Annotated in this window: 15 protein-coding genes; 6 read left to right on the top strand and 9 right to left on the bottom strand. The window is 32.8% G+C overall.

Annotated elements, in window-relative coordinates:
• Window positions 1-190: 190 nt before the first annotated feature.
• From VGE71_RS07420 to gcvT, 6 genes are all read right to left on the bottom strand, one after another.
• The gene (locus VGE71_RS07420; RefSeq protein ID WP_331137757.1) at window positions 191-448 is read right to left on the bottom strand and encodes an SUKH-3 domain-containing protein; all 258 of its coding nucleotides are present in this window, start codon (window positions 446-448) and stop codon (window positions 191-193) included.
• A 12-nt stretch (window positions 449-460) separates the two neighbouring features.
• Window positions 461-835, bottom strand: coding sequence for a hypothetical protein (locus VGE71_RS07415; protein WP_331137756.1), 375 nt, complete (start codon window positions 833-835; stop codon window positions 461-463).
• Between the two features lie 29 nt (window positions 836-864).
• Entirely contained in the window at window positions 865-1,362 is a 498-nt protein-coding gene (locus VGE71_RS07410; protein WP_331137755.1) for a hypothetical protein, read from the bottom strand.
• A gap of 327 nt (window positions 1,363-1,689) precedes the next feature.
• Window positions 1,690-2,403 (bottom strand): YebC/PmpR family DNA-binding transcriptional regulator, encoded by a 714-nt coding sequence (locus VGE71_RS07405; protein ID WP_144214413.1) that lies wholly within the window; start codon window positions 2,401-2,403, stop codon window positions 1,690-1,692.
• A 194-nt stretch (window positions 2,404-2,597) separates the two neighbouring features.
• Window positions 2,598-4,547, bottom strand: a complete 1,950-nt coding sequence (locus VGE71_RS07400) for a S41 family peptidase (protein ID WP_331137754.1) — start codon at window positions 4,545-4,547, stop codon at window positions 2,598-2,600.
• 272 nt (window positions 4,548-4,819) lie between these two features.
• The gene (gcvT, locus tag VGE71_RS07395; RefSeq protein WP_331137753.1) at window positions 4,820-5,902 is read right to left on the bottom strand and encodes a glycine cleavage system aminomethyltransferase GcvT; all 1,083 of its coding nucleotides are present in this window, start codon (window positions 5,900-5,902) and stop codon (window positions 4,820-4,822) included.
• Between the two features lie 330 nt (window positions 5,903-6,232).
• Here gcvT and VGE71_RS07390 point away from each other — a divergent pair, with 330 nt between their 5' ends.
• From VGE71_RS07390 to VGE71_RS07380, 3 genes are all read left to right on the top strand, one after another.
• Complete coding sequence (locus tag VGE71_RS07390; RefSeq protein ID WP_331137752.1) at window positions 6,233-7,081, top strand: NAD(P)H-hydrate dehydratase; 849 nt, start codon at window positions 6,233-6,235, stop codon at window positions 7,079-7,081.
• Window positions 7,082-7,379: 298 nt separating this feature from the next.
• A complete protein-coding gene (locus VGE71_RS07385; RefSeq protein WP_331137751.1) occupies window positions 7,380-8,162 on the top strand; it encodes a HipA family kinase in 783 nt (260 codons plus the stop codon).
• Window positions 8,152-8,535: a DUF3037 domain-containing protein gene (locus VGE71_RS07380; RefSeq protein WP_331137750.1), complete on the top strand. Its 384-nt coding sequence runs from the start codon at window positions 8,152-8,154 to the stop codon at window positions 8,533-8,535. The genes VGE71_RS07385 and VGE71_RS07380 overlap by 11 nt, the downstream gene beginning before the upstream one ends.
• A gap of 229 nt (window positions 8,536-8,764) precedes the next feature.
• On the opposite strand, the gene VGE71_RS07375 is transcribed toward VGE71_RS07380, so the two are convergent.
• A complete protein-coding gene (locus VGE71_RS07375) occupies window positions 8,765-9,883 on the bottom strand; it encodes a pectate lyase family protein (protein WP_144214404.1) in 1,119 nt (372 codons plus the stop codon).
• 239 nt (window positions 9,884-10,122) lie between these two features.
• On the opposite strand from VGE71_RS07375, the gene VGE71_RS07370 reads away from it, so the two are divergent.
• A complete protein-coding gene (locus VGE71_RS07370) occupies window positions 10,123-10,695 on the top strand; it encodes a Crp/Fnr family transcriptional regulator (protein WP_144214402.1) in 573 nt (190 codons plus the stop codon).
• 191 nt (window positions 10,696-10,886) lie between these two features.
• Here VGE71_RS07370 and VGE71_RS07365 read toward each other — a convergent pair whose 3' ends face one another.
• Window positions 10,887-11,396, bottom strand: a complete 510-nt coding sequence (locus tag VGE71_RS07365; protein ID WP_331137749.1) for a GNAT family N-acetyltransferase — start codon at window positions 11,394-11,396, stop codon at window positions 10,887-10,889.
• 571 nt (window positions 11,397-11,967) lie between these two features.
• Here VGE71_RS07365 and VGE71_RS07360 point away from each other — a divergent pair.
• The gene (locus tag VGE71_RS07360; protein WP_331137748.1) at window positions 11,968-12,738 is read left to right on the top strand and encodes a hypothetical protein; all 771 of its coding nucleotides are present in this window, start codon (window positions 11,968-11,970) and stop codon (window positions 12,736-12,738) included.
• A gap of 114 nt (window positions 12,739-12,852) precedes the next feature.
• Here VGE71_RS07360 and VGE71_RS07355 read toward each other — a convergent pair whose 3' ends face one another.
• Window positions 12,853-14,478: an ankyrin repeat domain-containing protein gene (locus VGE71_RS07355; protein WP_331137747.1), complete on the bottom strand. Its 1,626-nt coding sequence runs from the start codon at window positions 14,476-14,478 to the stop codon at window positions 12,853-12,855.
• 242 nt (window positions 14,479-14,720) lie between these two features.
• On the opposite strand from VGE71_RS07355, the gene VGE71_RS07350 reads away from it, so the two are divergent.
• Window positions 14,721-15,101, top strand: a complete 381-nt coding sequence (locus tag VGE71_RS07350; protein WP_331137746.1) for a helix-turn-helix transcriptional regulator — start codon at window positions 14,721-14,723, stop codon at window positions 15,099-15,101.
• Window positions 15,102-15,163: the final 62 nt, after the last annotated feature.

Here is a 15,163-nt window from a genome sequence, read left to right as displayed (position 1 = left end):
ATATTTTTTTAATTTCCTAATTCTCTAAGAGGAGTATTGAAGTGTGGATCGTTATTGGGATTAGGATTTAAGCACATTTCTAGTGAAATGCTCAAATAGTAAATCATTTCGTCGAGCTATTTCATACAATTACGTACCAATTAATACAGAGTAATAGTAATCAAGATATCTATCGTTCGAAAAATCAACTTCATCTCCTAATTTTGTAACCTTCCGTATTATAATATTTTATTGCTTCAGGATTATTAAAAATTTTGAAATGGATCTTCATCGTTTCTATTTTATTTTCAGCATGAAGTGTCAGATCTCCGAACTCGCAATAAAAATCTTGAATTTTTGGCGGAAGCATTTTGTAAAAAGGAGTATTTTCAATTTCGTTTTTTATACTTCTCCCTTCGTACCATCCTGCATTGATGAGTGTAGTTCTAAATAATTCTTTTTTGTCCATAAACTTCAATACTTACTTTTCTATTTGTAAAGCTGCATATATAAAACCAGTGTAATAATCTCGATATTCAGTAATGTCAAAAATTATGAGATAATCATTATTGCATTCTTTAGCATTATAAATTTGATATCTATATGTAAATGCTCTATTTGGATCTTCTAAATTTTGTAATGTATCTACATCATTTTGTGCTAAATCAGTATTTGAGATTGTACCGCTTTCAATTAATGAAACTAATAAATTAGATTTTTCTAGTGAAATACTTGCCTCATGTTTTATCACTCCATTTCCGCAATAAAAATTAAAACACAATTCAGAATCAGGATGTTCAATAGGAAATCCATGAACTCCTAATTGTATTTTTTTTATTATTGAGATTTTGCTCATTATGGAACAATTAACTTTATCAATTCGATTTAACTTTTTCTCTTAATTTTAGCTACAATTTCATCAGTCAATAATGGAGATTCCCAAATACCCAAAATGTAGGTAACATCTTCTCCTAACATGTCTTCTCCAGCTCCTCTGGGCTGACAATCAAATTGCCAACGAAGAAAATCAATCCTTAAATATTCTTTTCCATCCAATTCCATTAAGGTGATATAACCAGGACAGTCATACAGTTTATGGATTTTTAAAACGCTTTCGTAATATCCTTTATGAATAGCATGTTCTTCAATTTCGAATCCGTATGTTTTGGATAAAAACAATAATTCTTCTGTTGTAAAATCTCCATTAGAAACTGTAGATGAATTGGCTACTAATTGTTTTGTATAGGTCTTTTTTTCAGAATATTCTATATCTAGGATTTTGATTGAAGGTCTTATCAATTCTGTTTTGATCGAATTTATTCCCTCTGTATCATCCTCGAAATTTACAGATTGTATGCAGTAGAAGTTTTCTATTAATTTCATTAGGGATTTTGTTTCGATTTTAGAGTTTAGGAGTAGGAATAGAATTTAGAAATTATAATTGTTTAATGCATTTTATAGAATAAAAACAAAGCCTTCCAAAAATTAGAAGGCTTTGTTTTAGCTAATAACACTAATAACGATAAATAAAATTACAAGTGCTATTACTGCAAATTTCATGAATTTGGAAGATTGCATAAATAAAAAGATTTTAAATTAGTTTATTTCTTATATCAGCAAATATAATTTTTTATTTGAATTAAGCGATAATTGCTAAAAATAAAAAAGCTCCAGAAAATCCGGAGCTTTTAAAATATATTTTGAAGAAAACTATGATTCCTGCATAGTATGATAAACGTTCATTACGTCATCATCTTCTTCAATTTTTTCGATCAATTTCTCAACATCAGCGATTTGAGCTTCAGTTAATTCTTTTGTGATTTGCGGAATACGTTCAAAACCAGAAGATAAAATTTCAAGACCTCTGTTTTCTAATTCTTTTTGTAAAGCACCAAAGCTTCCAAAAGGAGCGTAGATTAAGATTCCGTCTTCGTCTTCAAAAACTTCTTCAGCACCAAAATCAATTAATTCTAATTCTAATTCTTCGGCATCAAGTCCGTTGTTTGCAATTCTAAAGTTGCAAGTGTGATCAAACATAAATTCTACAGAACCCTGAGTTCCCATTGTTCCGTTACATTTGTTGAAATAACTACGAATGTTTGCTACCGTTCTGTTGTTGTTGTCAGAAGCCGTTTCGATTAAGATTGCAATTCCGTGAGGAGCGTATCCTTCAAACAAAATTTCTTTATAGTTGGCAGTATCTTTATTACTTGCATTTTTAATTGCGCGCTCCACATTGTCTTTTGGCATGTTGGCCGCTTTCGCATTTTGTATAACAGCTCTTAATCTAGAATTAGCGTCTGGGTTTGGTCCGCCTTCTTTAACAGCCATTACGATATCTTTACCAATTCTGGTAAATGTTTTGGCCATTGCTGACCAACGTTTCATTTTTCTTCCTTTTCTAAATTCGAATGCTCTTCCCATTTCTAATTTTAAGTTTTGAGATGCAAAAATACGGTTATTCCTTATTTTTACAAAAACAAAATTATTCTTTTTTTGAGGATAAATTTAACCGCTAAGAACGCAAAGCTAACTTAAATAAATTCCAATTTTTTTAAATCCCAAATTCCAAAAAGAGCGAATCGATTTTTGGAAAATCTAAAATCTAAAATCTAAGTCTACATTCCATTAAATTCATTTATAATATTGACAGCTTCATTTAGATATGGATTAGTTTTAAGATGATCCATTTGATATTGATTGATCGTTTTGTCTGTAGGATAAGCTCCAAGCAAAAGCTGATTTACACTAGAATTGTAAACATCTAGTGGATTGTTTTCATCATTAAAAGTATTAATCTCTGTCCAAAGTGCATTTAAAATCTTTTTTTGTTTAAAAACTGCATCCAGAGTCATGGGCATTTCAGCCTTTGGAGTATTTACAAGCTGATCAATTTTAAGATTGATTTTTTTAATGTTATCAAAGAAATAATTATCAGAAAGTCGGGCAGAACTGTTTTTAGCAATTTTGTCAATTAAATTTCTTTTGACATAAGTTTTATATTTCAAAAAAGGTGTTATGCTGTCATTTTTCATTGCAGTCGGAAAATCACTTTCTTTCTGAAAAATATCTTCATAAAATTCAGGAAGTACAACATCAGGTTTTACACCAATATATTGATGGCTTTTTCCGGTAATTCTGTAGAATTTGTTGATGGTTATTTTTAAGAAATCGGTGTTTTGTTCATCAAGAGGTAAAATAGTTTGCATAGTTGCTTTTCCAAGAGTACTGCTTCCTAGCAATAAAGCGCGATTGTAATCTTGCATGATAGAAGAGAAAAATTCACTTGCAGAAGCCGTATTACTGTTTATAAGCACAACAATAGGTCCGCGATAAATAACACCTTTAAAAGGATCCGAAATAACCGATTTTTCATTATGGTTGTCTACTACAATCGAAAGCGGACCATAATCTACAAACATACCCGCAAGTTTAATCGCTTCTTCCATAGAGCCACCACCGTTGTCAATTAAATCAATAACCAATCCTTTAATGTTATCTCTTTCCAGTTTTATCACTTCTCGCGCGACATCATCAGCACATCCTTTTCGACTATTGCCGTCTAAATCAGCATAAAAGCTAGGGATTTTTATATAACCAATTTTACTATCTTTTCCGATAATAAAACTGAAAACAGAATTATCTTCGTCTTTCATAACCTGTTTCTCGATATAAACATCAAAACTTTTACCCGAATTGCGTTTTAGAGTCAGTGTGATATGTTTATTCGCCTCCGATAAAATCATGGTGGATATTGATTCTAATGAAGCACAAGAAACCTGAAGCGTTTCTTTCTGATTGGAAATGGATATAATCTGATCGCCTTTCTTCACCTGTCCAGTCTGATAAGCAGGACCATTTGGATCAACTTCATCAATTATAATTTCGTTTTTATCATTCAGATTAACCGTCATCCCAAGTGACAAATGTTCTTTAGACAATGAAGCCATGAAACTTGTTTTCGAATCATCACTAAAATACGCGGTATGAGGATCAAAATAAGTACAAAAGAAATTGTAGAACTTTTCTTCTTGTTTGGTATCAGTTTCTAATAAAGTGGAGAAACGGCAGATTTCGTTGGTTAGAATCTTATTTTTTGATGCCATTTCGATAGACTTGAAATTAGCCTTAAGAGAATCTAAATTATCACTCGTTTCGGCAATATCATCCAATATCTGATAACGTAATTTTTTAACCCAGACTTTTTCTATGTCTTCTTTCTTTAAGTAAAAGGCAAAAGATTTTTTATAAAAACGAATGGTGTCTTTTTTGGTATAATCAATAGGCAGAGTCTGAATTTTTTCGAGAACCTTTTTAGTACGGACTAAACCATTGACATATACGGATTTAATATCTGATAGAAAATTACAGTCATTTTTTAGAATCAAATCGTCTATATTATATCGGTATTTTTTGGCCAATTCATCATATTCACTCTTAAAAAAGATATTTCGTGAGGGATCCAATTCGTTAATGAGATTATCAAAAACAAACACAGATAAACTGTCATCAACAGGTTTAGGTCTAAAATGCTCAGCTTGAATAAGCGCATTTATTTTGTTTAACATTTCACAAGTTTCTGCGCTGTTCTGACCAAAAAATAGATTTGATGTTAGCAAAAAAAGGAGTAGTGAAATTTTTTTCATAAACAGAAATTCAGTGTTCATGATTAAAGTTACACTAATTTTTTTACAAATTATAGTAATTTATTGAAATATCGACGACCTAAAGTTTTTCTCTATAAAATGCATATACTCACTGTTGTCATCAATATATTTTGAGTACAGCACAAAAAAAATGCATTACAAACGTAATGCATTCTTATTGTATAATTTAAAAATTATTTCTTGTAAAATGGCAATTTAACCACTTTAGCCGGAACATCATTTTTTCTGATTCTAATAAAAATATCGTTGTCAACAGCACTGTTTGCAACAGTTACATATCCTAGACCAATTCCTTTATTCATAGAAGGAGACATAGTTCCAGAAGTTACAATTCCAATCACGTTTCCTTCGCTATCAACAATTTCATAATCGTGTCTTGGCACCGCACGCTCTTGCATTTCAAAAGCAACTAATTTTCTAGTAACACCAGCTTCTTTTTGTTTTTTAAGCGCTTCAGAATTAGTGAAATCTTTAGTGAATTTCGTAATCCATCCTAAACCAGCTTCAAGAGGAGAAGTCGTGTCGTTAATATCATTTCCGTAAAGACAGAATCCCATCTCTAGACGTAAAGTATCACGAGCAGCAAGACCAATTGGTTTAATATCGTAAGAAGCTCCAGCTTCAAAAACTTTGTTCCAAATTTGTTCTACCTCATCATTTTTGCAGTAAATTTCAAATCCGCCAGAACCAGTATAACCAGTAGCAGAAATAATTACATGCTCGATTCCAGCAAAATCACCTACTTCAAAATGATAATAGGTAATCGCAGACAAATCAACAGAAGTCAAAGACTGCATCGCTTCAACCGCTTTTGGACCTTGAATTGCCAAAAGAGAATAATCATCAGAAAGATTTCTCATTTCAACTCCCAAATCATTGTGAGACGAAATCCAGTTCCAGTCTTTTTCAATATTCGAAGCATTTACAACCAGTAAATACTGCTCTTCTTTCATTTTATAAATAATCAAATCGTCCACAATTCCGCCTTCATTATTAGGAAGACAAGAATATTGTGCTCTTCCAATCGTCAAAGTCGAAGCATCATTTGAAGTCACTTTCTGAATCAAAGCCAGTGCATTTGGCCCAGTTAACAAAAATTCACCCATATGCGAAACGTCAAAAACGCCCACACCATTACGAACTGTTTCATGTTCAGCATTAACTCCTTCATATGTAATAGGCATGTTATAGCCAGCAAAAGGCAGCATTTTCGCTCCTAAACCTTCATGTATGTGCGTAAGCGCAGTATTTTTCATTGTGTTGTTTTATAAAATTGATATGCAAATCTATTCAAAAAATATCGAATTTGAATGCCTTAAATTATAAATTTCGCAATAATTAGGAGCTATTTCCTGCTATCCGCTATATCTTTTTGTTTTTAAAGAAAAAACAAAAAGGATGCCGCTACTATCAGGGCTAGGGCTGACCGTTTCAAAAGAAGATTCAGGATTTCGATTTTTTATGTAATTTTAGTCTAAAAATTCAGTTTTTTATTTCTAGCTATGTTTATTTAAATAAGTGAAACGCCTTTTATATATAAAGTAAAGCTATGAATCTATGTGTTTAAAATTAACATCAGCTAAAGAATGAAATCACCATATTTAATCACCAAAGAAGAAATTCTAAAATTATACAAACCCGTAGATTCTAAAGCTCATAAAGGAACACAAGGTCATGCCGTGATTATTGCTGGAAGCTACGGAAAAATAGGAGCAGCAATTTTAGCTTCAAAATCCTGCCTAAAATCAGGTTGCGGACTCGTAACGACTTTTATTCCCAAATGCGGTTATCAAATTCTTCAAATCTCCATTCCAGAAGTAATGACCGTTACTGATGAAAACACCAATTTCATAACCCATATTCACTTGCCATTGATTCCACAAGCCATCGGATTTGGTCCAGGAATAGGGAAGGAGCTTGGCACACAAAAAGCATTATTTGAATTTTTAAGAATAAACAAAGCGCCTTTAGTTTTAGATGCAGATGCATTAAACATCATTTCCGAAAATTTGTCTTGGTTAGAATTAGTTCCAGAAGACACGATTCTAACACCACATCCAAAGGAGTTAGAACGTTTAATAGGGAAATGGAATTCCGAATCGGAAAAGTTTAAGAAAACAATCGCTTTCTCAGAAAAATACAAAGTCATCGTTGTCATGAAAGGCGCACCAACGTTCATTATTAACAGAACTTCAGTCTACGAAAACACAACCGGAAACGCCGCACTTGCAACCGCAGGAAGTGGTGACGTTTTAACTGGAATCCTCACCAGTCTTTTAGCGCAAGGTTACGAACCCAAATATGCTTCAAAAATGGGCGTTTATCTGCATGGCTTAACAGCAGATTTAGCGTTGCCAAAAACGGGTTACGAATCTTTTACAGCCTCCACAATTATTAAATATTTAGGAAAAGCGTTTTTGAGTTTAGAGGTTTAACCGCAAAGCACACTAAGAATTACGCAAGGTTCGCAAAGTTTTTTTAATCTCGCAAAGATGCTGAGTCGCAAAGTTTTGAACCATATAAGTAATATAAGTTCAATTAAGTAGAAAACTTAAAATTCCTTATATCACTTATATGGTTATTTTTTTAATTAAACTTTGCGACTCTGCGTCTTTGCGAGATTTATCTAGTTAGGCTTAAATTTTCTTATATAACTTATAGGATTTAAAAATTGCGCCCTTAGCGTAAATCTTAGCGTCCCTTGCGGTTAAGAAAAAATCGTAAGTTTGTACTATGAAAAACAACTTCGATCTCAGAACGGTAAACGTTACCCGTTATATAACCCCACTACGCGAAGGAGGTTCCTTACCAGCCTTAGCAGAAGCCGACGACGATTTTAAATACGTTTTAAAATTCAGAGGTGCTGGACATGGCGTAAAAGCCTTAATCGCCGAATTAGTAGGCGGACAAATCGCAAAAGCCCTAAAACTACAATTACCAGAACTAGTATTCGCCAATCTAGACGAAGCTTTCGGAAGAACCGAAGGCGACGAAGAAATTCAGGATTTACTACAAGGAAGTCAAGGATTGAACTTGGCGCTTCACTTTTTATCTGGCGCCATAACTTTTGATCCAGTTGTAACAACTGTTGATCCCAAATTAGCGTCACAAATTGTTTGGCTAGATGCTTATATCACCAACGTTGACCGAACTTTCAGAAATACCAATATGCTAATTTGGCATAAAGAATTATGGCTGATTGATCACGGAGCTTGTTTGTATTTTCATCATTCTTGGAGTAATTGGGAGCAACATGCTAAAAGTCCGTTTGCTTTGATAAAAGATCACGTTTTACTGCCACAAGCTTCTATGTTAAAAGAAGTTGATGCGGAATTTAAAGCGATTTTAACGCCAGAAATTCTAGAAGAAATTGTCCACACGATTCCGCTAGACTGGTTGCAATGGGAAGATGCAGACGAAACGCCAGAAGGATTGCGAAATGTGTATTTGCAGTTTTTAAAGACCAGATTAGCCAATTCAGAAATTTTTGTAAATCAGGCTCAAAATGCAAGATAATCACTTATACGAATATGCTGTGATTCGTGTTGTGCCAAGGGTAGAGCGCGAAGAATTCCTGAATATCGGAATCATTTTGTTTTGCAAAAAAGCCAAGTTTATAAAGGTTCTTTTTCATTTAAATAAAGAAAGGATACAAACTCTTTCTGCCGATTTTGATATCGAGCAGTTAGAATGCAATTTAACTTCATTAGAAAAAATAGCCAAAGGAGCCAAAGACGGTGGTCCAATTGCGGAGTTTGAAATTCCAGAACGTTTTAGATGGTTGACAGCCATTAGAAGTTCGGCGATTCAAACTTCTAGACCTCATCCGGGTTTGTGTGAGGATTTAGAAAAAACAATTCAACGTTTATTTGAAGAATTAGTTCTTTAAATCAAGATTTTTGGAGTAATAAAAACTTGTTTAACCGCAAAGTACGCAAGGATTTACGCTAAGGTTCGAAAAGATATAACTACAAAGCTTTGCGAACTTTGCGTTTTATATAAACTCTCTATAAGTTAAAACTTTTGCGTGCTTTGCGTTTAAATAAAAAAACCACGAATTACAAACTGCAATCCGTGGTTTTAAAACTAAAAACTAACTTACTTTTTATACTAATTCATTAAAAAGAACCGCAAACATTTCCGCCTAAAGTAGCTCCTGCATTGGCAGAAATATCAGCTTTAACAGCAGTTTTGTTCAATTTTACGATAGAATAAGGTGGAGTGAAAGCCGTACCGCTTCCTGCCTGAGTTCCTGTTACACTTGTAAATGTATTATCTGTAACAGTAACCGCAGTATAACCGCTCATTAAATCGATTGGATTTTTTACACCTTCAAAAACGTTGCTTTCTACACGAATATTTGCTTCAAAACCTGCGGCAATACATTTATTGCTTACAGTACTGTTGAAGAAACTATTTACAATATGCACTTGTCCAAAACGAACTCTTGGCATTCTTTCTTTACAACCTGGAGCCCACCAGCATCTTGCAAAAGTGATTCTCAATTTACCACGATCTGCCGTAGCACCATCACTTGAACCAATTAAGTTAGAAAAACGGTGATCGTCTGTTCCGCCAGAACCTCCAGCTTTTGGAGCTTTTAAATAGTGGAATTTAGAATATGTTACTGAAATATAATCTGATTTGTTTTTGATATCGAAGTTTCCGTCAACACCATCTCTAAATTCGCAGTGATCTACCCAAACATTTTGGCAGTCGTCTAAGATTGCATTGTCCCAACCATCAGTATCATAAGCGCCTGGACCTTCGAAAATAAGGTTTCTGATAATGATGTTTTTACATCTTTTAATGTTGATGATTCCAGAACCATCTTTAGTTTGATTTGTTGAAACCAATTTCGCTCCGTTTGCACCGTAAATCGTTTTTCCAGTTTGATCTTGGAAAGATAATCTTGTAGTCACGGTAATCGTTCCAGAAACCTTAACCACTTTTACTGATGCGTTTTCAATAGCCGATTTAAGCTGAGCGTAAGTAGTAACCGTAGTTTCAGCCGAAGAACCTCCTCCAGTTGTACCTCCGTTTTGTGAAGCCCATCCAGGAACCTCAGCGCAATTTCCGATTTTAGCAGTCGTGTTGGTTGCAGATGCTTCAATCGCAGTTTCGTTTGTTGTTTCGATTTTTGCTTCTGGAGTTGAAGCAATTTCTTCAGAGTTACATGCTGTAAATCCGAAAACCAATGTTGCAGCGAACATGGCAAGTTTTGATTTTAAGTTCATAATTAAAGTTTGGTTATTTATAAAAGTTTAACACTACAAAACTGAAAATTATTTGAACGAAAAAAGTTGAACAAGTTCAAACTTTTGTAAAAAAATCTACGAAATATGTTTTTTTAACACTTGTTAATTTACAAAAATGCATAAATACTGTATTTTTACGTAATCGATTACATTATTTAAGCCCCTAATTAATAGTGGATTGACAAACGAATTTATTCCTTAAACAAAAAACCACAAAAATGTACAACCTACTACGAAAAAACATTGAGCGAAAGATCCTGCTCACAGATGAGGAATGGGATATTATTGTCTCCAAAGCAGAGCTCATTAAACTCAAAAAAAATCAATTTTTACAAATCCAGAATTCAAACAACAGCTATGAAGGATTTATTTTGAAAGGATCGTTCAAAACTTACATTTTAAATGAAAACGGAACCGAAAGTGTCATTTTCTTTTCTTTCGAAGATGAATGGATTTGCGACTTGGAAAGTTTTTATCATCAAAAACCAACCACTTACAACATTAAAGCCATTGAAGACAGCGAAATAGTCGTTATCAATAAAATGCAAAAAGCGTATTTGTTTGCTGTAATTCCGAAACTCATTAAGTTTCATGTTCTCATGATTGAGCGTGCCAATGTTGCCATCCAGCAGCGACTTTTGGATGTTCTCAACAAAACCTCAAAACAACGTTATCTAGACTTTAAAGAGCGCTATCCGCAAAAAGTAAGTGCTATAAACAACAAGAATCTCTCATCATATTTGGGAGTTTCTCATGAGTTTCTTTCGAAGATTAAGAGAACAGTTTCTTGATTAAATTAAAACAAAATCTCACAAAGTCTCAAGGTTTTGAACCATATAAGTAATATAAGTTCAATTAAGAGAAAACTTAAAATTCCTTATATCACTTATATGGTTATTTTTTTTAATTAAACTTTGCGTCTCTGTGGCTTTGCGAGATTAAAAAAACTTAGCGATTCTTTGTTAATCTCTGTGGAATAAACTTAAACCAGCTTTTTCTCCAAATAAATAAACTCCAAAGGAATTTCAGAAACCGTAGTATGAATTTCACTTTCAGGAAAAGCTTCTCGTTTGCCTGTATCCACATAACCATGGCGTTTGTACCAAGCCACCAATTCTTCGCGAACTGAAATAACCGTCATAATAATACTCAATAAACCAAGAGATTTAGCATGATTTTCGGCTTCAGCTAAAAGTTTTTTTCCAATTCCGCTGTTTTGAAGTTCTGGCGAAACAGTCAACATTCCCAAATACAATTGATTTTCTTTTTCAACCAATAAAACGGAACCGATAATTGTATTGTTTTCTGTAAACTTTAGAATAGTGTTTTTCGGATCCAGAAAAATTTCTGTCATTTCCTGTTCGTTGGTTCTTTTTCCTTCTAGTAAATGCGCTTCTGTTGTCCAGCCTTTTTTAGAGGTTTCGCCTCTGTAAGCCGAGTTGATTAAAATGGTTAATGCAGGAATATCTTCAAGTAATGCTTTTGTAATCATGTTTAAAATAAAAATTGAATTGCCTACAGCTTTAGCTGTAGAAGACAAAGTTATAGTAGAAAATGGCTTTAGCCTAATCTTTTAAGTTTTTTGGTTAAAGCCGAATTATCCTGTAAAACAAAACCTCCAGCTAAAGCTGGAGGCAATTGAGATTTTTATTCAAGTTAACCTTGTAGTTTAGTTTCAATAAATTATGATGTGGTTTTCGGTTTTCTATTAATAAAATAACAATAAACAAAGTGCGAGGATAAAACTAATGTCATACCAATATTCCAATAAACTTCAAAGTAGGCAAAGGCATTGTATAAACAAAGAATAGAATTTTTTTCTACTTCCTCACCAATTTGAAAACGTAAAGGAAAAACAATTAAGAAAAGCATTAGAAATATGGATAGAATAGTTACACGGCCATATTTTATTTTGTAATAATCGACTATTCCATAAGATAGCATTTGCATCATTAATAGTATTAAAAAAAATCCTTCCATGCTACTTAGTTTATTTTTATAAATGTAAGGAAATATTTAAATAAAATTATTGAAATTTGTATAGAACCGAAAATCAAGAAAGTATGAGCAGAATACATTTATTTGAATTTGAAGATCAACAATGGCTTCCAGAGTTTATTAGAAATTACATGACTGATTTTTTACAGTTTCTTTCGAATAAAACAGCCATGTACAAAGGCATAGTTCCCGTAATTGAAAAAGGTTTAAAAGAAAGCCAAACCAATCAAATTATTGATCTTGCATCTGGTGGAGGTGGCGGATTAATTTGGCTGAACGCCGAATTGCGAAAAAACAATCCCGATTTAAAAATTCTGCTCACGGATTATTTTCCCAATATTCCCGCATTCGAGCACACACAAAAACAAGCTGAAAATTTCGATTTTGTAAAGACACCAGTCGATGCCAGAAATGTTCCCAAAAACCTAAACGGACTCCGAACGCAATTTTTATCTTTTCATCATTTTAAACCGAAAGACGCACAACAGATTCTGCAAAATGCAATTGATAGCAATAGTTCAATAGCGATTTTTGAAGGGCAGGAAAGAAGTGTTCCAAGTATTGTAGCGATGATTTTTTCGCCAATTTCTGTTTTGCTGACAACGCCTTTTATAAGACCGTTTAAAATTGGACGAATTATTTTTACCTACCTAATTCCAATTGTACCGATTTTGGTTTTGTGGGATGGTGTCGTTTCGTCTTTAAGAACCTATTCTGTTGAAGAAATGAACGAATTGATTTCTAAGTTAGACAACAAAGAAAACTTTAATTGGGAAGTTGGAAAAGTAAAATCTGGACCTGCTAAGATTTTGTATTTGTTGGGAACAAAGAAATAGATATTTGTGTTCAATGCTTTTCGCTAGCGCTAGCGTCTCGCTTGTGTCCGTTTCAATTGGCTTTTGAATTCCTTTGTGTTCATTTACGGGACGCTCGCGCTAGGAGAGGAAATCTTATAGCGGAATTAATTTTAATTCGTGATCAGTATAGATAACTAAATTATCCTTGCTTTCATCAATATATAATTGTCTAATCTCGCTTTGTAAGTCTAGTTTAATTTCCTGAAGTATTTTTTTCTCTTGTCTATTCACAAACAATATAGACTTTCCTTTACCTAAAAGAATTAGATTTTCATTTTTAAAAGTTAAAAAACTCAAATCATGTTGCGATTTGAATTGCGAAATATCCATTTCCCATATTTTATTTAATTCACCATCTTTATATTCATAATACTCCAGTTCGTTTGGAAATGACACAGCAAATTCATTACCATTAAATTCAAATCCGCTAGAAGTATTATCCCATGCTTTAAAGAAACGATAGATAAAATGAATACTTAAATCTTCTCTGAGATGATATAAATTAAAATAGGTTTCTTGATCATAACTATTAAAAGCAATTAAATCCTGATTCTCATTTATTTTTGGATGGAAAGTACCATCCTTAGCTGTAGTCGTGTTTATTAATTCGAAATCTTCTGAAAGTAAAATGATTTCCCAATTTTGTGAACTTCCAACATATAAATTTCTTAAAGGCAGATAAGTAATTTGATCTAAAATTAAATCTTCTGGTAATGTTATGGTTCTTATTAGATTAAAGGTTTCCTCTTCAATAATCAATAATTTATGATCTCCTGTTGGAACTATAATGTTTCCGATTTTATCAAATGTAAAATTTCTAATAGTAGGAATATCAATATTTATGATTTTGTCAACCGTAATTTCATTCTCTTTTTTTGCATATTTTACTAAGTTGGAATTTTTAGTGTACGCTACGAAAAAGTCTGGTTTAAAAGGATTTTGTTTAAAGAAAAAGATTCTCTTGTATTGGTAATTTTCAGGCGAGAGAGAGGTTACTTTATTACTAATTATTTCAGCATAATATTTTTGAAAATGATTTAAAATATCTTGACGATTGCCTTGTTTTGCCAAATAGTACGGTGTTCTGCTGCTGCTGTCTTTTTTCCAATCACATCCGTTGTTATAAACGAAATCAAATACTAGCGGCAGATCAAGCCAGGCGAGCTTATGCAGTAAATTGCTATTGTGTTCATCAGAGCCGTTTAAATCAATTTTATGCTTTAAATAAACTTTAGCACATTCAATTGATTTGCATTGTAAATATTGAGGTTCCTCATGGTCTATTTTTGCGCCTCGTGTTAATAATAAATCAACAACATCAACTTTATCTTGGCTTGTTGCAAGAAAAAGTTCCCTGTCATTCATCGTTGCTCCATGATCAAGAAGATATTTTGCAATATCATAATTATCTGCCCAACATAGCGGAGTGGCATAAATTCCACTTCTTTCTGCATTTACATTAGCATGATTTTTAAGAAGATATTCAACCATTTCCATATTTCCGCTAGATGAAGCAACATGTAAAGGCGTGTCGTCCATCCATCCTTTCAAATGTATTTCTTGTGGATTACGATTTAAATGATTTTTAGCTTCATTATTCTTATGCTCTTTAATAAGCGTAAAAATTTCAGGTGTTTGAGTATGATCAGTCTGATATATATTCATTTCCGCATTAGGGATTTCTTTAATTCTGTTAAATATTCGGGATAAAAATTGCATTTTTTATTTTGAATTAGATCTTCTATACAATCTGTCAAACATAGGTTTTATGCTTATAAAAAGCTAATTTTATAAAAAAATAAAACTACAAAATACAATGCTTTTTTTAAGGTATTTTTCAGTTTTGAAACTTTGTAAAAAAAGTTACCCCAAGAAAGATTATGAAAACCGTATCTTACAAAAATAGCTTTGTTTTTTACAGCAATCGATTTTCGTTTAAGAATTTTAAATATCTTTGAATTATGAGTACAGCAATAAAACCAAGACATATCGGCAGAAATATAAGCCGTATCAGAGAGCTTAAAGATATGAAGCAGGAAGCACTGGCACAGGCTTTGGGTACAAATCAACAGTCAATCTCTATTATTGAAAACAGCGAAACGGTAGACGAACAGAAACTAATTCAGATTGCAAAAGCTGTTGAAGCGATTGAAAACTTTTCAGATGAAGGTGTTATTAATTACTTTAATAGCTTTAATAATAATGTTGTTACTACAGGCAGTATTTTTGCAACAAATTGTACTTTTAATCCTTTAGATAAAGTAGTTGAACTTTACGAGCGTTTGGTGCAAGCTGAAAAAGATAAAGTGGAGTATTTGGAGAAGTTATTGAACGGGAAATAACTGTTTTGAAGATATATTAGATTGAGAAGAGACCTTTTGTGAAGGTCTCTTTTTTTTTGACT

The organism is Flavobacterium sp. (assembly GCF_036405015.1).
Taxonomy (GTDB): domain Bacteria; phylum Bacteroidota; class Bacteroidia; order Flavobacteriales; family Flavobacteriaceae; genus Flavobacterium.
This window is presented reverse-complemented; position numbering and strand designations above follow the sequence as displayed.

Excerpts from the sequence above, each read along its gene's own strand:
- VGE71_RS07420 (WP_331137757.1), bottom strand. The coding sequence starts at position 448 with ATGGACAAAAAAGAATTATTTAGAACTACACTCATCAATGCAGGATGG.
- VGE71_RS07415 (WP_331137756.1), bottom strand. The coding sequence starts at position 835 with ATGAGCAAAATCTCAATAATAAAAAAAATACAATTAGGAGTTCATGGA.
- VGE71_RS07410 (WP_331137755.1), bottom strand. The coding sequence starts at position 1,362 with ATGAAATTAATAGAAAACTTCTACTGCATACAATCTGTAAATTTCGAG.
- VGE71_RS07405 (WP_144214413.1), bottom strand. The coding sequence starts at position 2,403 with ATGGGAAGAGCATTCGAATTTAGAAAAGGAAGAAAAATGAAACGTTGG.
- VGE71_RS07400 (WP_331137754.1), bottom strand. The coding sequence starts at position 4,547 with ATGTTAAACAAAATAAATGCGCTTATTCAAGCTGAGCATTTTAGACCT.
- gcvT (WP_331137753.1), bottom strand. The coding sequence starts at position 5,902 with ATGAAAAATACTGCGCTTACGCACATACATGAAGGTTTAGGAGCGAAA.
- VGE71_RS07390 (WP_331137752.1), top strand. The coding sequence starts at position 6,233 with ATGAAATCACCATATTTAATCACCAAAGAAGAAATTCTAAAATTATAC.
- VGE71_RS07385 (WP_331137751.1), top strand. The coding sequence starts at position 7,380 with ATGAAAAACAACTTCGATCTCAGAACGGTAAACGTTACCCGTTATATA.
- VGE71_RS07380 (WP_331137750.1), top strand. The coding sequence starts at position 8,152 with ATGCAAGATAATCACTTATACGAATATGCTGTGATTCGTGTTGTGCCA.
- VGE71_RS07375 (WP_144214404.1), bottom strand. The coding sequence starts at position 9,883 with ATGAACTTAAAATCAAAACTTGCCATGTTCGCTGCAACATTGGTTTTC.
- VGE71_RS07370 (WP_144214402.1), top strand. The coding sequence starts at position 10,123 with ATGTACAACCTACTACGAAAAAACATTGAGCGAAAGATCCTGCTCACA.
- VGE71_RS07365 (WP_331137749.1), bottom strand. The coding sequence starts at position 11,396 with ATGATTACAAAAGCATTACTTGAAGATATTCCTGCATTAACCATTTTA.
- VGE71_RS07360 (WP_331137748.1), top strand. The coding sequence starts at position 11,968 with ATGAGCAGAATACATTTATTTGAATTTGAAGATCAACAATGGCTTCCA.
- VGE71_RS07355 (WP_331137747.1), bottom strand. The coding sequence starts at position 14,478 with ATGCAATTTTTATCCCGAATATTTAACAGAATTAAAGAAATCCCTAAT.
- VGE71_RS07350 (WP_331137746.1), top strand. The coding sequence starts at position 14,721 with ATGAGTACAGCAATAAAACCAAGACATATCGGCAGAAATATAAGCCGT.